We start from the raw sequence: 20,374 nt of genomic DNA on the forward strand, positions 1-20,374 counted from the left end.
TGCGGGACGGACCCAATCTAGAGATGAACTGATCTCAGTTCAAGAGTGGCGGGGGGCTGGGACGAGCACGGCCCGCCCGGTGATCCGCCCCCGGCGGAGGTCGTCGAACACCGCCGGCGCGTCGTCGAGGCCGAACTCGGTGACCCGGGTGTGGAGACCGCCGGTGCGGGCGAGGTCCACGAGCGCGACCAGCTCGGGGCGGGTGCCCCAGAACGGGAGCCGGACCCGCGCCCCCGACGGGAGGGGGCCGGGCTTGGACAGGGGCAGGGCGCCGCCGCCGCTGCCCACGATCACCAGGTCGCCCGCCGGGCGCAGCACCGAGGCGGCGAGCTCCTCGGTGGCCTGGGCGCCCACGCAGTCGATCACCAGGTCGGCGCCGCGCCCCGTCGACATCGTGGCGACGGCGTCGGCGGCGTCGCCCGGTGCGACCGCCGCCGTCGCGCCGCACTCGCGGGCCAGTTCGACGGCCTCGGGGCGGCTGTCCACGCCGATCACCTGGGCCTCGGTGAGTCGGCGGAGGATGCCGACGGCGAGGTGCCCGAGCCCGCCGACGCCGATCACCACCGCGAGGGCGTCGGGGCGGTCGAGCCGGTCGAGGCCGCCCGACACGGCGTGGAACGAGGTCAGCCCCGCGTCGGTCAGTGCGGCGGCGAACGCGGGATCGAGGCCGTCGGCGGGGACGAGGCGCCAGGCGTCGACGACCAGCTCGTCGGCCATGCCGCCGTCGATCCCGAGGCCGACCCCCGCGGCGGGCAGGGTGCGGCGGTGGTCGCAGTAGTTCGCCGCGCCCGCCCGGCAGCGCGCGCAGTCGCCGCAGCCGTACGGCGCGTAGACGACGACCTGCCGTCCGAGCAGGGTCTGATCCACGCCGGGCCCGGTCTCGACGACCCGCCCACAGACCTCGTGGCCGAGGGTGAAGGGCAGCTCCCAGGCCACCGGGGCGTCGACGACGTGCAGGTCCGAGTGGCACACCCCCGCCGCCAGCACGGCGAGTCGGACCTGGCCGGTCCCGGGCGTCCGGACCGGGATCTCGACGAGCTCGGCCCCGGTGGTCGTCCTCCGCATCGCGCGCATCGTCGGCCCGGTCACCGGGCCGACCAGCCGCCGTCGACGAAGACCTCGGAGCCGGTGGTGTACCCCGAGTCGTCGCAGGCCAGGAACGCGACCGCGGCCGCGACCTCCTCCGGTCGTCCCAGTCGGCCCATCGGGGTGTTCCCCACCATCTCCGCGTGCCGCTCGGTGCCCCCGAAGCGCTCGAGGAGCGGGGCGGTCCCGATGAAGGCGGGGACCACGGCGTTCACCCGCACGCCGCGGGTGGCCCAGTGGAGCGCGGCGTTGAGGGTCATGGAGTGGACGGCGCCCTTGGCCGCGGCGTAGGAGAAGCTGTTCGCGAGCCCGCCCGTGGCGCCGAGGATCGATCCGACGTTGACCACGGCGCCGCCGCCGCTGCGCTCGATCAGCGGCCCGGCGTGCTTCATGCCGAGCCAGGTGCCCAGCTGGTCGACCGCCACCACCTGGTCCCAGCGTTCACGGGGCTCGTCCTCGACGGTCCCGAGGCTGCCGATCCCCGCGTTGTTGACCAGCACGTGCAGGCCGTCCCACTCCCGTTCGACGGTCGCGACGGCGGTGGCCCAGTCCGCCTCGTCCGCCACGTCGAGCGGGAGGGCGAGGGTCTCGCCGTCCAGCTCCTTCGCCAGCCGGGCGCACGCGTCGGCATCGGTGTCGGTGAGGGCGACGGAGGCGCCCTCGGCCACGAGCCGGCCAGCGATCGCGGTGCCGAGCCCGCCGGTCGCCCCGGTGAGGAGTGCTCGTCGTCCCGCGAACCGTGCCACCACGCTGTCTCCTTCGACCGTGACCTCGAACTGAGATCGATTCATGATATTGCCAGTGCATCGAGCCTGTCCACGGACACCGGAGTCGATCACGGCCGAGTCGAGGACGCGGCGAGGAGGTGCATCTGTTCTGTTCAGACGCCGAATGGACGCTTGTGGTGTGTGCCACCGCACTCTATCGTTCCCGCCGAATCAAACTGAAGTCATCTCAGTTTGCCGTCTCTGCAAAGGAGTAGGGATGACCATACGACGGAAGGGCGCGCTCGCGATCCTCGCCGCGGCGCTGACCCTCGCGATCGCCGCGTGCGGTGGCGGGGGACAGTCCGCCGCGGGCGGCGACGGGTCCGGCCCGATCACGATCGGTGCGTGGATCCCGCTGTCCGGCGCGCAGGCCGCCTCCGGGGTGCCCCAGATGGAGGGGGCGAAGGCCTACTTCAGCTGGCTCAACGACAACGGCGGGATCAACGGCCGCCAGGTGAACTGGATCGTCAAGGACAACGCCTACGACCCGCAGCAGACGGTGCAGGCCGCCCGCGCACTCGTCGGGCAGGACGGGGTCGTGGCGATCGTCAACGCCAACGGCGTCGCGCCCTCCGAGGCGGCGTTCCCCTTCGTCCTCGACCAGTCGAAGATCCCGATCGTCGACCACTACGGCGGCGTGGCCACCTGGTACGACCCGGCCCGGCCCCTGCTCTTCGGGACCCAGACCCTCTACGAGGACCAGGCCGCGGCCATGGCGCAGTGGGCCGTCGAGTCCGGGGCGCGCAAGCTCGTCGTGGTGCACGACGACCCGAAGGCATTCGCGGACGTCGCGGCGCAGATCGGCCCGGCGGCGGCCCGTACCGACGCCGCGGCCACGACCACCGCGGTGCCCGTCAAGCTCGGGACCACCGACTTCGCGCCGGCCGTCAGCCAGGTCAAGGCGCTGGGCGGGGACGCCGTGATGCTGATCCTCCCGGCGCCGGAGGCGGCGGCCTACCTCAAGGCGGCACAGCTCCAGGGTGTCACCCTGCCCGCGTACGGCTACGCGCCCCTGGCGTCGAACACGGTCGTGACGCTGGCCGGATCGGCGGCCGAGAACTTCCGCGCGGTGTCGCTCGTGCGGGCGCCCAGCGACCCCGGCCCTGCGATGGCGCAGTTCCGCGAGGTCATGGCGAAGTACGCACCCGGCCAGCCCGCGGACTACTCCACGCTGCTGGGCTATGCGAACGCGGCGGTCTTCGCCGAGGTCGCGAAGACGATCCAGGGCCCGGTGACCGCGGAGTCGATCGCGGAGGCCTACCGCAACGCGACGGCCGTGGAGACGGGCGTCGCCCCGACGATGTCGTTCTCCGCGGACCGGCACGTGGGCACCCGTGACGTGCAGCGCGTGACCGTCCAGGGCGGGCAGTGGACGGCCGTCGGCGACTTCGTCAGCGCCCCGGACCGGGGCTGACGTCGGTGGACGCCGACGAGCTCCTGGCCACGACGAGGGCGGTGCGGCGCAGGCTCGACCCGTCCCGCGAGGTTCCGATCGAGCTGGTGCGCGAGTGTGTCGAGCTGGCGGTGCAGGCCCCGGCGGGGTCCAACGTCCCCCGGACCCGGTTCGTGGTGATCCGCGACCCCGCCGTGCGCACCGCCGTCGCGGAGATCTACTCCGACATCTACACGAACTCGTACGTGGAGTCGGCGGGATACATCGGCCGGGTCGCGACGGCGGACGCCGCGTCCGCCGAGGTCCAGCGGCGGACGGGGCGCTCCGCGGACGCCCTGGAGCGGGCCCTGCACGAGGTCGGCACCCTCGTCCTCGCCTGTCTGGACGGGGCGCGGCTCGACGGGGTGCCCGCCTTCGCGAGCGCGTCACTGCTCGGTGGGGTGCTGCCCGCGACGTGGAGCTTCATGCTCGCGGCTCGTGCCCGCGGACTCGGGACCTGCTGGACGACGATGCACCTCGCCCGTGAGCGTGAGGTGGCGGAGCTGCTCGGCATCCCGTTCGAGACGGTGCAACAGGTCTGTCTGACACCGCTGGCCTTCACGAGCGGCCCGCCCTGCGTCCCGCGGTCGACGAGGTCGTGCACTGGGACCGGTGGGACCCCGACCTCGCGCGTCCCCCGGCCGTCGCCGGCCTGATCGCCGAGCCGGCCTGAGAGGAGCACTCCGATGGACCATCTGTTCCTCGTCGTGGTGAGTGGTATCGCCAGTGGTGCCGTGTACGGGCTGCTCGGTCTCGGCCTGGTGATCATCTACCGGGCGACCGACGTCGTGAACTTCGCGCTGGCGAGCATGGCCACGCTGGCCGTGTACGTGGCGCTGACGGTGGTGAACCGCGGGCTGGGGGTGTGGGCCGGTCTGCTGGCGGCGGTGCTCGTCGCCGTCGTCGTCGGGCTGATCGTGCGGGAGGTGCTGCTCCGCCCGCTGGGCACGGGCCGGCTGTTCGCGGCGCTGGTGATGACCATGGGCGTCTCGCTGGTCGTCGAGGCGACGGTCGCCGACGTCTGGGGTACCGAGCCCCGGGCCTTCCCCCCGCTGGTGGACGGGAGCGTCACGATCGGCTCCGCGGCGCTCGCCACCCAGGACCTCGTGGTGATCGGGGTGTCCGCCGTCGCGATGCTGGCGGTGGGCTGGTTGTTCACCCGCACCACCCTCGGCTCGGCCATGCGCGCCGCCGCGGAGTCCGCCACGACCGCGCAGATCATCGGCGTGCCCGCGCAGAAGGTGGCGCGGATCGCCTGGGCGCTCGGGCTCGGGCTGGCCGCGCTCGCCTCGGTGCTCTACGTCCCCAAGGTCGGCCTGGCGCCGATGGTGCTCTCGGCGCCGCTGTTCCGCGCCTTCGCCGGGATCTTCCTCGGCGGCCTCACGAGCATGCACGGCGCCGTGATCGGGGGCGTCACGATCGGCGTCCTCGAGAACCTGGCCGCGTCCTACGTGTCGGCCAACTTCCGCGACACGTTCGTGTTCGTGCTCACCGTGCTGATCCTGCTGTTGCGGCCGCAGGGACTCTTCGGCACCCGCAGCTTCGAAAGGGTGTGAACGCCGTGCTGTGGTCGTGGCGGCTCGCGGTGCGGGCGCTGCTCGCCCCGCTGGCCGCGGTCCTGCTCGTGGTGGCCATCGAGGGGGGTGCGCTGCCCGCCTACCAGGCCTACTCGGTCGCGTTGGCCGCGACCTACACCGTCCTGGTGCTCAGCGTCGGCCTGCTCGCGGGCTGGGCGGGGATCTGGTCGGTCGGGCACCCGGCCCTGTTCGCCATCGGGGCCTACACCGTGGCCTTCGGGTCGTCGCACGGCTGGGCGCTGGAGCCGACCGTCCTGGTCGCGATGGTGCTCGCGGGCGGTTGTGGTGCGTTCCTCGGCTTCGCGGGCGCCCGGTTCTCCGTGCTCTACATCGCCCTGCTCACGCTGGCGTTCAGTCTCGTCGCGCTCGAGGTGATCAACCGCTGGGTCGACGTCACCGGTGGCGACCAGGGCGCACCCGTCGGCGAGCTGTCCAGCCTCTTCGGGGGCACGCTGGCCGGTGGCGGCGCCGACGCCGTCGTCGCGGCGATCCTGACCGCCGGCGTCGTCGTCGGGATCGCGGTGCTCGCCCGGTCGACCAGCCTGCGGATGCGCATGGTCGCGGCGAAGTCGCACCCGGTCGTGGCCCGCTCGGTGGGCGTGGCCCCGGAGGCCCAGAGCGCCTTGGCGTTCGGGGTCAGCGGGGCCGCGACCGGGCTGGCGGGCGTGCTGCTCGGGCTGATCACCGGGTTCGTCAGCCCCGAGACGTTCTCCCTCACGCTGGGCATCAACAGCGTCGCGGCCGCGGTGCTCGGCGGGGTCGGGGCCGTCGCGGGCGGGGTGTTCGGCGGGGTGTTCCTCGCCTTCGCGCCCACCCTCGCGGGCCTGCTCGGCATCGACCAGCTCATCCTCCAGGGTGCGCTGCTGATCCTCACCCTGCTGCTGCTCCCCACCGGGGTCGTCCCGTCGCTCGGCGCCCTGCTGCGGACGCTCGTCCGCCGCATCCGGCCCCCGTCCGAGACGGTCCCGGAGCCGCCCCCGGCCACGGCGGACCCGCCTGCGGTCGGCAGTCACACCGCCGAGCTCGAGGTCCGCGACCTCGGGGTCGCCTTCGGCGGCCTGCAGGCCCTGGACGGGGTGTCGCTGACGGTGCAACCCGGTGAGGTCGTGGCGATCATCGGACCCAACGGCGCGGGCAAGACCACCCTGGTCAACGCGCTGTGCGGCCTGCTCTCGGGCGGTCGGACGACCGGCTCGGCCACGTTCGCGGGCGCCGACCTGTTCCGGGTCCGCGCGACCCGACGGCGCAGGCTCGGGATCGGCCGCACCTTCCAGCATGCGGAGGTCTTCGGCGAGCTGACCGTGGCCGAGAACCTGCTGTGTACCAGCCGGTGGGTCACCGCCGACCGGCGTCGCGCGGTCGAGGCGCTCCTGGCGCAGGTGGGGCTCGCGGGTCTCGGTGACCGCCATCCCGACCAACTGCCGTTCGGGCCGCAGAAGCGGCTCGACCTCGCCCGCGCGCGGGCCGAGAACGCCCGGCTGCTGATCATGGACGAGCCCTTCGGCGGGCTCGACTCCGCCGAGCGGGGGCTGCTGGCCGCCCAGATCGGACGGGTGCGCGCGGCGGGCACCTCGGTGGTGATCATCGACCACGTCCTCGAGGACCTGTTCGCGGTCGCCGACCGGGTCGTCGCCTTCGACTTCGGCCGCCCGATCGGCGAGGGCACCCCCGACCAGGTCATGGCCGACGAGCAGGTGCGCCGGTCCTACCTGGGGGTGACGACGGCGGAGCGTCCGCGTCCGCTCGTCCGTGCGGGAGCCGAACCGGTCCTGAGCCTGACGGGCGTCACCCACCGGTACGGCGGGGTCACGGCCCTCGACGGCATCGACCTGGTGGTGCGCGGCGGGGCGGTCCTCGCCGTCGTCGGGGCGAACGGGGCGGGGAAGAGCACCCTGGGCCAGATCCTGCACGGGGCGCTCACCCCGACCGCGGGGGAACGCACCGTGCCGGAACCGGTGCGGAGCAGCCTGGTCCCGGAGGGCCGGGCGCTGTTCCGGAGCCTGTCGGTCCGCGAGAACCTGGAGGTCGCGGGCTACGCGGCCGGGGTGAAGGGCCGCGAGCTCCGCAGCCGGATCGACGACGCGGCCGAGTGGCTGCCCGAACGCGTGCGAACGCGGTTGGGGCTGCCCGCCGCCGCGCTGTCCGGAGGGGAGCAGCAGCTGCTGGCCGTGGCGCGGGCGTTGATCGCCGACCCGCGGCTGGTGGTGGTGGACGAACCCGCGCTCGGCCTGGCTCCCGCGCTGGTGGACGAGGTCTACGGCCGCATCGCCGGGCTGGCCGAGGACGGCGTGACGGTCGTCGTGCTGGAGCAGCTGCTCACCCGCGCGCTCACGGTCGCCCACGAGGTCGTCGTCCTGCACGAGGGTGTGATCGGCGCGACCGGCTCGCCCGAGGACCCGAGCTTCGCCGTGCGGGCCGAACGGGCCTACTTCGGCGCGAGTTCCACGGAGCACCCGGTTCGGCCTTGACATCGGTGCCACCGGGACCGAGTATCTGAGATGAATTCAGTTCAAGTTGGAGGACCAAATGGCAGTCGAAGACGACATCCAGCTCGAGCCCGACGGTCACGTCGCCCGGATCTGGTTCAACCGGCCGCACAAGCGCAACTGCATCACGGTGCCGATGCTGCACAAGCTCGACGAGTACATCACCGAGATCGAGGCCGACCCGGAGCTGCGGGTCGTGGTGGTGCGGGGGCGCGGGAACACCTTCTCCTCGGGCTTCGACCTGGACAGCCTGCAGGCGGACTTCATCGGGTCCAGCACCGCGATGGACGTCGCCGTCGTCTCGGCGAAGGTCTGCGACCGCTTCTACAACATGAGCAAGCCGTCGGTGGCGGTGCTCGAGGGGTACGTCACCGCGGGCGGCTTCGAGGTCATGATCTCGTGCGACTTCGCGATCGCGGACGACAGCGCCCAGATCGGGGACTTCCACATCCGGCGCGCGCTGTTCGGCGGCGCGGGCCCGATCTACCGCCTGCCGCGCATGATCGGCATCCGCAAGACCAAGGAGCTGATGCTGACCGGCAAGCTGCTCTCCGGTGCGCAGGCGGCCGACTTCGACCTGATCAACCTCAGCGCACCCGCCGCCGAGCTCGACGCGACGGTGGAGGAGTTCATCAGCCACCTGACCGACAAGAGCCCGTTCCAGATGAAGCTGACCAAGATGGCGGTCGACCGCGGGCTCGACGCGGACATCGCCTCGCTGATGGTCCTGGAGCACCTGGCGGTCGGGGTCACCCTCAACTCGGACGACGCCGCCGAGGGGGTCGCGGCCTTCCTGGAGAAGCGCGACCCGAAGTGGACGGGTCGCTGACCCCGCCCACCACCGGGGTCGGGGATCCGGACCCGGACCCCCGACCCGCCGAGGGCGCATCCGGCTCGAGTCGCTGAAGGAGTGACATGACCAGGTCGACGTCGACCACCGAGGCCGTGCAGGACGCCGATCCCGAGCTCGCCGCGCGCGTCCGCACCGCGCTCGCGGTGCCGGACGCGGGACCGCTGACCGTCCTCGAGGGCGGTCGGTCGGGGCTCACGTACGCGCTGCGGTCGGCCGCGGACGGGGTCGTGGTGAAGGCGGTGCCGCCGGGCCGCCGCGCCGTCGGGCGCAACGACGTCCTGCACCAGGCCACCGCGCTGGCGGCGCTCGCCGGTCGCGGTGTCCCGCTGCCGGGGGTGCGGGCCCGCGACGAGGCCGAGCCCGCGTGGTTCGCGATGGACCTGGTGGCCGGAGAGGCCGTGGAGCCGGTGCTCGACGTCGCTGGGCCGAACACCGCTGGGCCGATCACCGCCGAGCTGGCCCGGACCCGGATGCTGGCCGCGGCGCGGGTGCTCGGTGCCCTGCACGCGGTGTCGCTCGACGACCTGGCCCGTGCGGTCTCCGGGACCGGGGCCGAGCTGCCCGCGGTGGCGGCACCGGCCGAGGAGCTGGAGCGCTGGTCCCGCACGATGCAGGCGGTCCCGGACGACCTCCGGCCCGGGTCGGCGGAGCTGCTCGCCCGGCTCGCCGCGGAGGTCCCGGCCGCCGTGGCCCCCACCGTGGTCCACGGCGACTTCCGGTTGGGCAACCTGCTGTTCGTGGGCGAGGCCCCGTCCGCACTGGTCGACTGGGAGATCTGGGGACTCGGCGACCCGCGCGTGGACCTGGCCTGGTTCGGGGTGTTCACCGACGGTGCGCTGTTCCCCGGTTCCGGGCGGGTCGTCCCCGGCCTGCCGACCGAGGACGAGCTCGGCGCCGAGTACCGCGCCGCCCGCGGCACGGACGGGGGCACGCGGCAGGACGAGGTGTGGTTCCGGGCGTTCGGCCGGATGAAGATGGCCGCGATCATGGGACACAACCTGGTGCGCCACCGCACCGGGAAGCACCACGACCCGGTGCAGGAGACCCTGCCCCCGGCGATCGCGGCGATGATCCGGGACGCCCGCAGGCTGCTGGGGGAGGGCCAATGAGCGAGCGTGCGAGCGAACCGACAGCACAGCGCGAGCCTGCGAGCGAACCGACGACACAGCGCGAGCCTGCGAGCGAACCGACGACACAGCGCGTCTGGACGCCCGCCGAGATCTTCGACCTGACCGGCCGGACCGCTCTCGTCACGGGGGCGTCGTCCGGTCTGGGGGCGCGGTTCGCGCGGACCCTCGCCGCGGCGGGCGCCATCGTGTGGGCCGCCGCGCGGCGCAAGGAGCGGCTCGAGGCCCTGGCCGCGGGCGAGCCGCGCATCCGCCCGGTGGCCGGGGACGTCTCGTCCGAGGCCGACCGCGTGGCGCTCATGGAGCGCATCGTCGGGGAGACCGGCCCGCTGGACGTCCTGGTGAACAACGCGGGCGTCGGCAGCGGCGCCAAGCCGCTGCACGAGGAGTCGGCCGCGTTCGCCCAGGTGCTCGAGACCAACCTGACCGGTCCCTTCCACCTGGCGCAGCTGGCCGCGCGGGCCGCGGACGGTCGGGAGCTGTCGATCGTCAACGTCAGCTCCATCGTCGGCGTCGTCGCCACGGCACCGCGGGGCGGTGCGAGCTATGCGGCGGGCAAGGCCGGCCTCATCGGCCTGACCCGCCAGCTCGCCGGGCACTGGGGCACCCGCGGGGTGCGGGCGAACGCACTGGCCCCGGGCTGGTTCCGCACCGAGATGAACGACGCGATGTTCGACGACCCCGCCTCCGTGAAGTGGATCGAGCGCAACACCATGGTCCGTCGCGCGGGCACGCCCGCGGAGCTGGACGGGGCCCTGCTGTTCCTCGCGTCCTCCGCCTCGACGTACTGCACCGGCCAGGTCCTGGCGATCGACGGCGGGTGGACGGCGCGATGACGGTGGACGAGAAGGAGCTGGCCGACTACGCGGACACCGCGCGCACGTGGCTGGCCGAGAACCTGCCGCCACGGGGCGATGCCGCGGGCCGCTCCGTGGCGGTGTTCCACGACCTGCCCTTCGACGAGGAACGGGCGCTGCTGGAGCGGATCCAGGAGTGGTTGCGGGTGAAGTTCGACGCCGGGTACGGAGCGATCTCGTGGCCCGTCGAGCTGGGCGGCGCGGGGCTGTCCACCCTCCACGAGGAGGCGTTCGCCGAGGTGGAGCGCGAGTTCGCCCATCCCGGCCAGCACGAGCTCACGTCGGTGTCGACCGAGCTGATCGCGCCGACGGTGCAGCTGTTCGGCACCGACGCCCAGAAGGAACGGCTGGTGCGGCCGCTGCTGCGCGGGGAGGCGCTGGCGTGTCAGCTGTTCTCCGAGCCGTCGGCGGGCTCGGACCTGGCCGGGTTGTCGACCCGGGCGGTGCGAGACGGCGACTCCTGGGTGGTCACCGGGCAGAAGGTCTGGAGCTCGGGTGCGCAGTTCGCCGGGTGGGGCGAGCTCATCGCCCGCACCGACCCGGACGTGCCGAAGCACAAGGGACTCACGGCGTTCCTGTTGCCGATGGACACCCCCGGGGTGGACGTGCGGCCGCTGCGGCAGATGTCGGGTGGCTCGTCGTTCTGCGAGGTGTTCCTCGACGAGGTCCGGATCCCGGACTCGCTGCGCCTCGGCGAGGTCGGCGGCGGGTGGGGGGTCACGCTGGCCACGCTCGGGTTCGAGCGCGGCAGCTCCGGGGCGAACGTCGATCTGGGCGGTGGCTTCACCCAGCTCGTGGCGGACGCACGCGCACTCGGCCGGACGGGGGACGCCGAGGTGCGTCGCGCCCTGGCGGACGTGTGGGTCGCGGAGAAGATCGCCGCCCTGTCGACGCAACGGGACCGCGAGACCCGCCTGGCGGGCGGCGAGCGAGCGTCGACGGTCGACTCCGCAGGCTCCGTCTCCGGCCCGATCGGCTCGCTGCGCAAGCTGGCCTGGGCCACGAGGCTGAAGCTGGTGTCCGACGCGGCGGCGACCGTGCTGGGCCCCCGCCTGGTCGCCGACGCTGCCGACGGCACCTACCGCTGGACCGAGCACTACCTGGGCGCGCCGGGCTACCGGATCGCGGGCGGGTCGGACGAGGTGCAGCGCACGATCATCGCGGAGCGCCTGTTGGGGCTGCCGCCCGAGCCCCGCGCGGACCGCGGTGTGGCGTGGAAGGACATCCCGAGATGAGTATCGAGCAGGCCGTGGCCGCCGCGCGTGCCACGGAGCAGCCCCTCGCGGGCCGGACCGCCCTGGTCACCGGCGGCTCGCGCGGGCTGGGCCGGGAGATCGCGATCGGCTTCGCCGCCGCGGGCGCGGACGTGGCCGTGGTGTCGCGCAAGAAGGACGCCTGCGAGGCGCTGGCCGAGGAGCTGACCGCCGCGACGGGGCGCCGGGTCACCGCGCACGCCGCGCACGTCGGGGACTGGGACCGGCTGGGCACCCTCCTCGACGAGGTCGAGGAGGCCCTCGGCCCGGTGGACGTGCTGGTCAACAACGCGGGGATCGCGCCCACGTACCCGAGCCTCGACGAGGTGTCGGAGGAGCTGTTCGACAAGGTCTTCGCGGTGAACGTGAAGGGCCCGTTCCGGCTGCTCGCCGCGGCGGGGAAGCGCATGGCGGCCCGCGGGGGAGGGGCGATGCTGAACATCTCCTCGATGGGTTCGCAGCGCCCCACCGCGGGCGACCTGCCCTACACGGCGGCGAAGTCGGCGTTGAACACCCTGACCGCCGGGTTCGCCCAGGAGTACGGGCCGTCGGTGCGGGTGAACACGATCCTCGCCGGGCCGTTCGCCACGGACATCAGCAAGTCCTGGGACCCGGCCGCGGTCGAGCGGATGGCGCGGGACTGGCCGTCGAAGCGGGTGGGAGAGCCGTCGGAGATCGTCGGCGCCGCGCTCTACCTGTGCGGCCCGCACGCCGGCTACACGACCGGCGCCCTGCTCGCCGTCGACGGCGGACGGCTGGCCGCGCCGTGATCGCCGGGAGGACGACGGTCGACGACGCGCTGTTCGTCGAGACCCCCGAGGGCCCCGCGCTGCGGGGCAGCCGCTGCACGGACTGCGGCGCCCACACCTTCCCCGTGCAGGACGGCTGCCCGCGGTGTACCGGATCGTCCATGGTGGACGTGACGCTCGCGCGGACCGGGACCCTCTGGTCCTGGACCTCGCAGGGCTTCACCCCCAAGGTGCCCTACACGGGCACCGCCGCCTACGAGCCCTACGCCGTGGCCTACGTGGAGCTGCCCGGCCAGCTGATCGTGGAGACCCGGCTCGTCGAGACGGACCCGGAGAAGCTCGAGATCGGAATGCCCATGGAGCTGGTGTTGACCCCCTTCCGGGACGACGGGTCCGGGGAACCCGTGCACACGTTCGCCTTCGTGGGGGTGTCGTCATGAGCGAGGTCGCGATCGTCGGGATCGGCATGCACCGGTTCGGCCGCACCGAGGGGGTGTCCGGCCGGGCACAGGCGGTCCACGCCGCCCGCGCCGCGCTGGCCGACGCGGGCCTGCGGTTCTCGGACATGCGGTTCGGCTTCGGCGGGTCGCACTCCGCGGGGGACGCGGACACGCTGGTCTCCGAGCTGGGGCTGACCGGCCTGCCGTTCATCAACGTGGCGAACGGCTGCGCCACCGGCGGATCGGCGCTGATCGCGGCGGACGCGGCGATCCGGTCCGGGCAGCACGACGTCGGGATCGTGATCGGGTTCGACAAGCACCCGCGCGGCGCGTTCAACACCGATCCCGCAGTCCATGGCATCGGGCCTTGGTACGGCGAGACCGGCATGATGATCACGACGCAGTTCTTCGGCATGAAGATCCAGCGCTACCTCCACGAGCACGACCTCAAGCCCGGGGTGCTCACCACGATCGCGGAGAAGGCCTTCCGCAACGGCGCCCGCAACCCGATGGCGTGGCGGCGCACGGCGATCCCGGCCGCGGAGATCGAGGCCGCGCCCATGATCAGCCACCCGCTGACCCAGTACATGTACTGCTCGCCCGCCGAGGGCGCCGTCGCGTTGGTGCTGTGCCGCGCGGACAAGGCCCGCGAGTACACCGAGCGGCCGGTGTTCCTGCAGGGCGCGGCCTTCCGCAGCAGGCGGTACGGCTCGTTCGAGGTCTTCTCGCCGTGGTTGGCGACGGACCGGGCGGACTCGCCGACCGTCGAGGCGTCCGCGGCGGCGTTCGCCGCGGCGGGGATCGCGCCGTCCGAGGTGGACGTGGCGCAGATCCAGGACACCGAGTCCGGCGCGGAGCTGATGCACATGGCCGAGACCGGCCTGTGCGCCCACGGCGAACAGGAGGACCTGATCGCCTCGGGCGCCACCGCGATCGAGGGCCGCCTGCCGGTCAACACCGACGGCGGCTGCATCGCCAACGGCGAGCCCATCGGGGCGTCCGGGCTGCGGCAGGTCTACGAGAACGTGCTGCAGCTGCGCGGGGGCGCCGGCGAGCACCAGGTACCGGGGGACCCGCGGGTCGGGTTCACCCACGTCTACGGGGCGCCGGGCATCTCCGCCTGCACGGTCCTGACCCGCTAGGAGCACGGACATGAGTTGGGGATTCGAGAACGACCCCGAGCTCCAGGAGGAGCTCGACTGGGTCGAGCGGTTCGTCCGGGACGAGATCGAGCCCGTGGACCAGGTCATCGAGCACGCGTGGAACCCGCGCGACCCGGTGCGCAACGCGCTGATCAAGCCGCTGCAGCAGCGGGTCCGGGAGCGCAAGCTGTGGGCGGCGCACCTCGGACCGGAGCTGGGCGGGCCGGGCTACGGGCAGCTGCGCCTGGCGCTGCTGAACGAGAAGCTGGGCCGCACGCACTCGGGGCCGGTGGTGTTCGGCTGCCAGGCCCCGGACTCCGGCAACGCGGAGATCCTGGCCCACTACGGCACCGACCACCTCAAGAAGACCTACCTCGAACCGCTGATCGAGGGCGAGATCGTCTCGTGCTTCTCGATGACGGAGCCGCACGGCGGCTCGGACCCGACCGGGTTCCGCACCGCGGCGGTGCTCGACGGTGACGAGTGGGTCATCAACGGGGAGAAGTGGTTCTCCAGCCACGCGCTGTGGGCCGAGTTCCTCATCGTCATGGCGGTCACGGAGCCGGACGCGCCCGCCCACAAGTCGATGTCCATGTTCGTCGTCCCCGCGGACACCCCCGGCATCGAGCGGGTTCGGGACGTGTCGGTCTGGGGCCACGACGAGCCGGTCGGCAGCCACAACTACCTGCGCTACACGGACGTCCGGATCCCCGCCGAGAACCTCCTCGGCGAGCGCGGCCAGGCCTTCGCGGTCGCGCAGACCCGCCTCGGCGGCGGGCGGATCCACCACGCCATGCGCACGGTCGGGCTGGTGCAGTCGGCGTTCGAGATGATGACCCGCCGCGCGGTGTCGCGGACGACCAAGGGCTCGCGGCTGGCGGACAAGCAGCTGGTGCAGGAGATGATCGCGGACTCCTGGATCCAGATCGAGCAGTTCCGGCTGCTGGTGCTGCGCACGGCCTGGCGGATCGACCGCTACAACGACTACCGGCGCGTGCGCGCGGACATCTCGGCGGTCAAGGCGGCCATGCCCAAGGTGCTGCTCGACGTCGCCGGGCGGGCGATCCAGATCCACGGCTCGCTGGGCATCTCCAAGGAGCTGCCCTTCGGCAAGTGGGTCATGGAGTCCTTCCACATGGGGCTCGCGGACGGCGCCACCGAGGTGCACAAGGTGAACCTGGCCCAGTTCCTGCTCCGGGGCACCGAGCCCGACGACGGGCTGTTCCCGCCCTACATCCTGCCCACCCGCCGAGCCGAGGCCCAGGAACGCTTCGGGCCCCGGATCAGCGAGGTCCTCGCCGCCGCGGCCGACGACGGGGACGATCCGGCATGAGCCTGCGACTCACCCCGGACGCCGACGCCGAGGACCTCCGCCAGGTCGTCCGGGACTTCCTGGCGCGGCACGGGGACACGGAGGCGGTGTTCCGCGGGGTCGAGCACGGCTGGGACCGCGAGGTCTGGCGCCGTTTCGCCACCGAGCTCGGGGTCGTCGGGCTCGACGTCCCGGAGGAGCACGGCGGCGCGGGAGCGACGTTCCGCGAGGTCGCGGTCGTCGCCGAGGAGCTGGGGCGCTCACTCGTGCGGCTGCCGTGGTTCTCCACCGCGGTCCTCGGGGTGGGGGTGCTGCGGCACGCCGATGCGCCCGACCTGCTCGCGGAGCTGGCGTCCGGCGAGGTCACCGCCACCCTCGCCTACCTGGAGGGGTTCGACGGCTGGGATCCCGACGCCGTGCGCACGGTCGCGGAGCCCGACGGCCCCGACGGCTCCGACGGCTGGCGGCTGTCCGGCGCGAAGACGCTCGTGCTGGAGGGCGACACCGCGAACGTGCTGCTCGTCGTGGCGACGGTGGCCGGGGAGCCCGCGATCTTCCTGGTCGACGAGGGTGCCGCGGGCCTCGTGCGGCGGCCGTTGCCGACCCTCGACCCCACCCGCCCCCTCGCGGAGCTGCTGTTCGACGGCGCCCCCGCCACGCTGGTCGTGGGAGGTGCCCGGGCGATCGTGCCGAAGGTCCTCGACCGCGCCCGCGTCGCACTGGCCGCGGAGCAGGTCGGCGGGGCCGCGGCCGCGCTGGACATGGCGGTCTCCTACGCCGCCCAACGCCTGCAGTTCGGCCGACCGATCGCGACCTTCCAGGCGATCAAGCACCGCTGCGCCGACATGGCGGTGCGGGTGGAGGCGGCGCGGTCCGCCGCGCTGTGGGCCGCCGCGGCGGCCGCCGACGCCCCCGACGAGCTCCCGGTCGCCGCCGCGACGGCCGCGCTGGTCTGCGGGGAGGCCTACACCTGGGTGGCGGGGGAGACGGTGCAGGTGCACGGTGGGATCGGCTTCACCTGGGAGCATCCGGCCCACCTGCACGTACGGCGGGCCGCCACGGGCGCCGCGCTGTTCGGTACCGCCGCCGCGAGCCGCGACACCCTGCTCCACCAGCTGGGAGTGTGAGCGCATGGCGCGTACTCCACGAAGTCGAGGTGAACCCGGTTCGGGTCCTCCGGCTACGCTGGCCCTCGTAGCGGCCCGAGGGAGTGATCGTGTGAGCATCGAGGCATTGACCGACGCGTCGGACGGGCCGCGGTCGAAGCGGCCCGCCATCCTGGCCGCGGCCGTGGAGTGCTTCGGCGAGCTGGGGTACGAGGCCACCAAGTGGTCCGAGGTCGCGGACCGGGTGGGGATCGGGCAGACGGCGCTCTACCACTACTTCGAGTCCAAGGCGCACTGCCTGCTCACGATCATGCGGCTCGGTCTGCGCAACTCCGATGCGGCGTTCCGCCGGGCCACCGAGGACTCGCCCACCGCGGTGGCGGCGCTGCGGGCCGGCGCGGCGGCGGCCTATGCGCTGTCACCGCAGGAGGTTCAGCAGAACCGGATCCTGCAGGCCAACATCGCCCTGCTGGCGAACGCCCGGTCCTCCGAGCGCGAGGAGACCGAGCGGCTGGCCTGCCGTGAGCTGGTCGCCCGGGTGGAGCGCAACTGGGTGGACCTGATCGAGCGGGGCGCCCGGTCCGGGGAGTTCCCGGCGCACGACCCGGTCATCATGTCGCGCACCGTGCTCGGCCTGCTGGTCAGCGTGTGGCGCTGGTACCGGCCGGGTGGATCGCAGTCCCTGCCCGCGGTCTCGGAGTTCATCGTGGACTGCACCGTCCGGATGGTCGCGGGGGAGCTGCCCGCGACGGAGGCCACTGCCGCCGCGAGCTGACCGGCCCTTGTCGGCGGTCGCTCGGCGGATTACAGTCGAGATGCCGAATTGAACTCAACTCAGTTCAGGTCGGTCGTCGTCAGGGAGGACGGCTTCATGATCATCGAGGACTACTACACCCGGCTGGACGGCCCCGAGCCGCTCTCGGCGCTCGATCTCGCCGAGCCGGACATCGCGTTCCTGATCGCGCTTCCCGGCGCGGAGGTGACGGGCGACGGACACGCGGACCTCCGGGACTACATCGAGGGTCGTCCCGCCGTGGGGCGGCGACACACCGTGCTGCGGCGCAGCGTCGACGGCGACCTGGAGATGGTCTACGGCGTCATCACCGAGGGGGACGGGCAGGGCACCGGATCGTTCTCGTCGGTCGCCCTGATCTCCCCCGACAAGCGGGTCGCGCGCTACCAGGCCTTCTTCCACCCGGGCTTCGGCATGTTCCCCCTGCCCGGGGGCGCGGCGTGAGCGCCGCGGTCCTGACCCGGTGGTTCGCCGTGATGGACTCGGACACCCCCGAGGACATCCTCGACATGATCGCCCCGGAGTTCCGGTTCTCGATCGTCTTCGGGACCGGCGGCGGCGAGGCCCGCGACTTCGCGGGCGGCCGCGCGGCGATGGAGGGCTACCTCGCCCAGCGCGAGAAGAGCGTCCTCACCCACCACGTCCTGTCCTCGGCCACGGTCGGCGGCGACGAGCACGTCCTCGGCCAGGCCCGTCGCGGTGCGGACTTCGAGTCGACCTTCGTCGCCGTCGCCCGGATCGACGCGGACGGGAAGGTGGCCGCGTTGATGATCGGCCGTTCCCCGTTGCTCGACATCGAGGCCTGAGCCATCCCGCAGAAGGAGCCAGCCATGTTCAACCTCGCCCTGCTCGCCGCCCGGCCCTCGGACTGGACGCACGAGCAGTTCATCACCTGGTGGCGTGGTGAGCACGCCGAGGTCACCTACCCCCTTCCGGGCCTGCGCGCCTGGCGCCACACCGCGGTGTCCAGCGCGCTGGAGCCGCGCTCGGAGGGCTGGGACGGCCTGTCCGTGCTCAGCTTCGACGACGAGGCCGCCGCCCGCGCCGCCCTCGCCAGCGAGGAGTGGCAGGCCGCGATCACGCACGTCGGCTCCATGCGGGGCAAGCGCATCGCCCTGCTCGGGGACGAGCGCGAGATGTTCCGGGCGTGAGGGGGCGACCATGAGAGAGCTCGTCGCGGACCTGGACACGTGGTCCGCCACCACGCCGGACGCCGTCGCGGTCGTCGACGCCTCCGGCCCCCACACCGTGCAGTCCCTGCTCGCCCGGGCGGACGCCCTCGCCGCCTCCCTCGAGGAGGTCACCGGGCCGCGGCCCACCCTGCTCGTCCAGGCCGACAACACCTGGCGCACGGTCGTCGCCGCGCTCGCCGTCGGTCGGCTCGCCGGCACGCTGGGCCTGATCAGCAGGCACTCCACGCGCGACGAGTTCGCCGCGGCCGTCGAGGACATCGCCCCGGACGCGGTCGTCTGCGCGCCCGAGCGGTTCGACGCCTGGGCGGTGGGCGAGCCCCTCGGCGACGTGCTCGACGGCTGGCGGTGGACCGGGCGCCGGGCCGTGGATCCCGACCGGTGGGCGGGCGGCGTCGTCATCGGCCTGACCTCCGGGTCGACCGGCCGCGCGAAGGGCGTCGTCCAGAGCGAGGAGTCGCTGCGCTACGCCGGGCGGCAGACCATCGAGGCGGTCGGCCTCGCCCCCGGGGACGCGGTCGGCGCCCTGGTGCCGGTCTCCTCGGCGGCCGCCGTCTGTTTCGGCCTGTACCTGCCGCTCATGCTCGGCGGCACGGTGGTGCTGGCGGACAAGTGGGACCCGGCCGCCGCGGTGGCGCTGCTCGCCGAACACGACGTCCGCTGGACCATGTGCGTGCCCACCATGGCCCTCCAGATGGGGTCCGCGGCTCCCGACGAGGGCCTCCTGCGCGGGATGGCGGCGATGACGGTCGGCGGCGGCCCGATGGACTCCGGGGCGCTCGGCCGCGCCGAGCGGCGCCTCGGCACGAAGGTGCTGCGCGTGTTCGGGATGTCGGAGTGCTTGGGGCACACCACCTCCCGCCCCGCGGACGCGGACGAGGTCCGACTCGCCACCGACGGGATCCCCTTCCCGGGCACCGACCTGCGGGCGGTCGACGAGCACGGCTCGGCGCTGCCCGTCGGCGAGGTGGGGCGGGCCCAGGTCCGGGGCCCGTCGCTGTTCGCAGGCTACGCCCGAGCGGGCCGGGTGGTGGCCCCCGAGCTGACCGCGGACGGCTTCTTCCCCACCGGTGACCTGCTGGTCACGCACCCGGACGGCACCGTGTCGATCCGCGGCCGGGAGAAGGACATCATCATCCGCGGCGGCCGCAACCTCGACGTCACCGAGATCGAGACGGCCGTCGCCCGACACCCGCACGTCGACCAGGTGTGTGTCGTGCCGGTGCCGGACGAGCTGCTCGGTGAGCGGGTGGCGGTCCTGCTGGTGACCGACCGGTCCGACCTCGGGCTGCCGGAGATCCAGGAGCACCTGACCGCCGTGGGACTGATGAAGGCCAAGTGGCCCGAGTTCGTCTTCCGCGTCGACGCGCTGCCCCAGAACAGGGTCGGGAAGCTCTCGCGCGTCGACGCCGCCCGGATCGCCCGCGAGCTCCGGGACGCGGTTCCCGCGTCCACCGCCTGACTCTCGCCGAGGGGACTCCTTGTCCGACAACGACATCGACCTGCTCGTCGTCGGAGGCGGGATGGCGGGGCTCACCGCCGCGCGCGGAGGCCACCCTCGCCGGTGCGCCGCGCCCGTTCGACCCGTTCCTCGGGGTGTCCTGACGGTGCGCTCAGCCTCCGTCGCGGTGGCGACGGCGTCCGACGGTCCCCCCGTCGGCGTCGCCGAAGGGCTCGGTGGACGCCGTCCACCCGACCAGACCCAGCAGGCGGACCACTGGCGGCGCGGGTGATCCGACCAGCAGCAGCGCCGTGCCGCGCTCGTCGGCGAGCCGCCGCACCTCGAGGAGCACGCTCAGCCCCGTCACCCCCAGGGCCGTCAGGTGGGTCAGGTCGACGGCGACCAGGGCCGGGCACGCGTCGATCACCCGGCGGAGGTCGCTGCGCAGGGACGGAGCGCTGAACGCGTCGAGCTCACCCCGGAGGCGGACCAGTCGGGCGGGCGTCGTGGTGCCGACGTCGGCGGCGAGCCGTGCGCGGAGCCGGCTGGATGTCGTCATCGGCCCAGCGTCGCGCGACCGGTGCGTCCGGGGCTTCGGCTCCGCCGCGCCAACCCGGGCGGCGACGCCTGCTCTGCCAGGGCATCCGCACGGCACGACCGGGGCGAGCAGGGCGCGGATGGCGAGGACGGCGAGGTCGGCGCGGCGTCCGGCGGCCCGGGACGGATCGACTTCATCGGGCCGGGCGAGAGTCATCTCGACGGC

Annotated in this window: 21 protein-coding genes; 18 read left to right on the plus strand and 3 right to left on the minus strand. The window is 73.4% G+C overall.

All coding sequences use genetic code 11. From position 1 onward, the window contains the following. Positions 1–39: 39 nt before the first annotated feature. A complete protein-coding gene (locus L3X23_RS33110; RefSeq protein ID WP_237197437.1) occupies positions 40–1,065 on the minus strand; it encodes an alcohol dehydrogenase catalytic domain-containing protein in 1,026 nt (341 codons plus the stop codon). Between the two features lie 20 nt (positions 1,066–1,085). Further along, complete coding sequence (locus L3X23_RS33115) at positions 1,086–1,835, minus strand: SDR family NAD(P)-dependent oxidoreductase (protein WP_237197439.1); 750 nt, start codon at positions 1,833–1,835, stop codon at positions 1,086–1,088. A 235-nt stretch (positions 1,836–2,070) separates the two neighbouring features. Between L3X23_RS33115 and L3X23_RS33120 the strand changes: the two genes are divergently transcribed. The 18 genes from L3X23_RS33120 to L3X23_RS33205 all read left to right on the plus strand — a co-directional run bounded on the left by L3X23_RS33120 (position 2,071) and on the right by L3X23_RS33205 (position 19,632). Then, entirely contained in the window at positions 2,071–3,267 is a 1,197-nt protein-coding gene (locus L3X23_RS33120; protein WP_237197443.1) for an ABC transporter substrate-binding protein, read from the plus strand. 5 nt (positions 3,268–3,272) lie between these two features. Then, the gene (locus tag L3X23_RS33125) at positions 3,273–3,941 is read left to right on the plus strand and encodes a nitroreductase family protein (protein WP_237197445.1); all 669 of its coding nucleotides are present in this window, start codon (positions 3,273–3,275) and stop codon (positions 3,939–3,941) included. Positions 3,942–3,971: 30 nt separating this feature from the next. Continuing rightward, the gene (locus tag L3X23_RS33130) at positions 3,972–4,841 is read left to right on the plus strand and encodes a branched-chain amino acid ABC transporter permease (RefSeq protein WP_237197447.1); all 870 of its coding nucleotides are present in this window, start codon (positions 3,972–3,974) and stop codon (positions 4,839–4,841) included. Beyond that, the gene (locus L3X23_RS33135) at positions 4,838–7,330 is read left to right on the plus strand and encodes an ATP-binding cassette domain-containing protein (protein ID WP_237197450.1); all 2,493 of its coding nucleotides are present in this window, start codon (positions 4,838–4,840) and stop codon (positions 7,328–7,330) included. The genes L3X23_RS33130 and L3X23_RS33135 overlap by 4 nt, the downstream gene beginning before the upstream one ends. A gap of 58 nt (positions 7,331–7,388) precedes the next feature. Further along, positions 7,389–8,177: an enoyl-CoA hydratase/isomerase family protein gene (locus L3X23_RS33140; protein ID WP_237197452.1), complete on the plus strand. Its 789-nt coding sequence runs from the start codon at positions 7,389–7,391 to the stop codon at positions 8,175–8,177. 86 nt (positions 8,178–8,263) lie between these two features. After that, positions 8,264–9,310 carry a phosphotransferase family protein gene (locus tag L3X23_RS33145; RefSeq protein ID WP_237197454.1) on the plus strand — a complete coding sequence of 349 codons (1,047 nt, stop codon included), beginning with the start codon at positions 8,264–8,266 and terminating at the stop codon, positions 9,308–9,310. Beyond that, positions 9,307–10,164: an SDR family NAD(P)-dependent oxidoreductase gene (locus tag L3X23_RS33150; protein WP_237197457.1), complete on the plus strand. Its 858-nt coding sequence runs from the start codon at positions 9,307–9,309 to the stop codon at positions 10,162–10,164. Before L3X23_RS33145 ends, L3X23_RS33150 begins: the two co-directional genes overlap by 4 nt. After that, the gene (locus L3X23_RS33155; RefSeq protein WP_237197460.1) at positions 10,161–11,420 is read left to right on the plus strand and encodes an acyl-CoA dehydrogenase family protein; all 1,260 of its coding nucleotides are present in this window, start codon (positions 10,161–10,163) and stop codon (positions 11,418–11,420) included. Before L3X23_RS33150 ends, L3X23_RS33155 begins: the two co-directional genes overlap by 4 nt. Next, the gene (locus L3X23_RS33160; RefSeq protein ID WP_255734041.1) at positions 11,417–12,208 is read left to right on the plus strand and encodes an SDR family NAD(P)-dependent oxidoreductase; all 792 of its coding nucleotides are present in this window, start codon (positions 11,417–11,419) and stop codon (positions 12,206–12,208) included. The genes L3X23_RS33155 and L3X23_RS33160 overlap by 4 nt, the downstream gene beginning before the upstream one ends. Next, positions 12,205–12,627, plus strand: a complete 423-nt coding sequence (locus L3X23_RS33165) for a Zn-ribbon domain-containing OB-fold protein (protein ID WP_237197462.1) — start codon at positions 12,205–12,207, stop codon at positions 12,625–12,627. The genes L3X23_RS33160 and L3X23_RS33165 overlap by 4 nt, the downstream gene beginning before the upstream one ends. Next, on the plus strand, positions 12,624–13,769 hold the full coding sequence (locus L3X23_RS33170) for a thiolase family protein (RefSeq protein ID WP_237197464.1): 1,146 nt from the start codon (positions 12,624–12,626) through the stop codon (positions 13,767–13,769). The genes L3X23_RS33165 and L3X23_RS33170 overlap by 4 nt, the downstream gene beginning before the upstream one ends. A gap of 10 nt (positions 13,770–13,779) precedes the next feature. Then, positions 13,780–15,102: an acyl-CoA dehydrogenase family protein gene (locus tag L3X23_RS33175; protein ID WP_237197466.1), complete on the plus strand. Its 1,323-nt coding sequence runs from the start codon at positions 13,780–13,782 to the stop codon at positions 15,100–15,102. After that, positions 15,099–16,208 (plus strand): acyl-CoA dehydrogenase family protein, encoded by a 1,110-nt coding sequence (locus L3X23_RS33180; protein WP_237197469.1) that lies wholly within the window; start codon positions 15,099–15,101, stop codon positions 16,206–16,208. Before L3X23_RS33175 ends, L3X23_RS33180 begins: the two co-directional genes overlap by 4 nt. 91 nt (positions 16,209–16,299) lie before the next feature. Then, the gene (locus L3X23_RS33185) at positions 16,300–16,962 is read left to right on the plus strand and encodes a TetR family transcriptional regulator (protein ID WP_237197471.1); all 663 of its coding nucleotides are present in this window, start codon (positions 16,300–16,302) and stop codon (positions 16,960–16,962) included. A 96-nt stretch (positions 16,963–17,058) separates the two neighbouring features. Next, positions 17,059–17,424, plus strand: a complete 366-nt coding sequence (locus L3X23_RS33190; protein WP_237197473.1) for a nuclear transport factor 2 family protein — start codon at positions 17,059–17,061, stop codon at positions 17,422–17,424. Further along, on the plus strand, positions 17,421–17,786 hold the full coding sequence (locus tag L3X23_RS33195; RefSeq protein WP_237197475.1) for a nuclear transport factor 2 family protein: 366 nt from the start codon (positions 17,421–17,423) through the stop codon (positions 17,784–17,786). The genes L3X23_RS33190 and L3X23_RS33195 overlap by 4 nt, the downstream gene beginning before the upstream one ends. 24 nt (positions 17,787–17,810) lie before the next feature. Next, a complete protein-coding gene (locus L3X23_RS33200; RefSeq protein WP_237197477.1) occupies positions 17,811–18,131 on the plus strand; it encodes an EthD family reductase in 321 nt (106 codons plus the stop codon). Positions 18,132–18,141: 10 nt separating this feature from the next. Continuing rightward, on the plus strand, positions 18,142–19,632 hold the full coding sequence (locus L3X23_RS33205; RefSeq protein ID WP_237197479.1) for a class I adenylate-forming enzyme family protein: 1,491 nt from the start codon (positions 18,142–18,144) through the stop codon (positions 19,630–19,632). A gap of 151 nt (positions 19,633–19,783) precedes the next feature. Here the strand turns inward: L3X23_RS33205 and L3X23_RS33210 are convergent, their stop codons facing one another. Beyond that, complete coding sequence (locus L3X23_RS33210; protein WP_237197481.1) at positions 19,784–20,170, minus strand: STAS domain-containing protein; 387 nt, start codon at positions 20,168–20,170, stop codon at positions 19,784–19,786. Positions 20,171–20,374 lie beyond the last annotated feature (204 nt).

The sequence above is a fragment of the Pseudonocardia sp. WMMC193 genome (assembly GCF_021728735.1).
Lineage (GTDB): Bacteria > Actinomycetota > Actinomycetes > Mycobacteriales > Pseudonocardiaceae > Pseudonocardia > Pseudonocardia oroxyli.

Excerpts from the sequence above, each read along its gene's own strand:
- L3X23_RS33145 (WP_237197454.1), top strand. The coding sequence starts at position 8,264 with ATGACCAGGTCGACGTCGACCACCGAGGCCGTGCAGGACGCCGATCCC.
- L3X23_RS33180 (WP_237197469.1), top strand. The coding sequence starts at position 15,099 with ATGAGCCTGCGACTCACCCCGGACGCCGACGCCGAGGACCTCCGCCAG.
- L3X23_RS33120 (WP_237197443.1), top strand. The coding sequence starts at position 2,071 with ATGACCATACGACGGAAGGGCGCGCTCGCGATCCTCGCCGCGGCGCTG.
- L3X23_RS33150 (WP_237197457.1), top strand. The coding sequence starts at position 9,307 with ATGAGCGAGCGTGCGAGCGAACCGACAGCACAGCGCGAGCCTGCGAGC.
- L3X23_RS33155 (WP_237197460.1), top strand. The coding sequence starts at position 10,161 with ATGACGGTGGACGAGAAGGAGCTGGCCGACTACGCGGACACCGCGCGC.
- L3X23_RS33190 (WP_237197473.1), top strand. The coding sequence starts at position 17,059 with ATGATCATCGAGGACTACTACACCCGGCTGGACGGCCCCGAGCCGCTC.
- L3X23_RS33160 (WP_255734041.1), top strand. The coding sequence starts at position 11,417 with ATGAGTATCGAGCAGGCCGTGGCCGCCGCGCGTGCCACGGAGCAGCCC.
- L3X23_RS33205 (WP_237197479.1), top strand. The coding sequence starts at position 18,142 with ATGAGAGAGCTCGTCGCGGACCTGGACACGTGGTCCGCCACCACGCCG.
- L3X23_RS33175 (WP_237197466.1), top strand. The coding sequence starts at position 13,780 with ATGAGTTGGGGATTCGAGAACGACCCCGAGCTCCAGGAGGAGCTCGAC.
- L3X23_RS33200 (WP_237197477.1), top strand. The coding sequence starts at position 17,811 with ATGTTCAACCTCGCCCTGCTCGCCGCCCGGCCCTCGGACTGGACGCAC.
- L3X23_RS33140 (WP_237197452.1), top strand. The coding sequence starts at position 7,389 with ATGGCAGTCGAAGACGACATCCAGCTCGAGCCCGACGGTCACGTCGCC.
- L3X23_RS33170 (WP_237197464.1), top strand. The coding sequence starts at position 12,624 with ATGAGCGAGGTCGCGATCGTCGGGATCGGCATGCACCGGTTCGGCCGC.
- L3X23_RS33110 (WP_237197437.1), bottom strand. The coding sequence starts at position 1,065 with ATGCGGAGGACGACCACCGGGGCCGAGCTCGTCGAGATCCCGGTCCGG.
- L3X23_RS33210 (WP_237197481.1), bottom strand. The coding sequence starts at position 20,170 with ATGACGACATCCAGCCGGCTCCGCGCACGGCTCGCCGCCGACGTCGGC.
- L3X23_RS33130 (WP_237197447.1), top strand. The coding sequence starts at position 3,972 with ATGGACCATCTGTTCCTCGTCGTGGTGAGTGGTATCGCCAGTGGTGCC.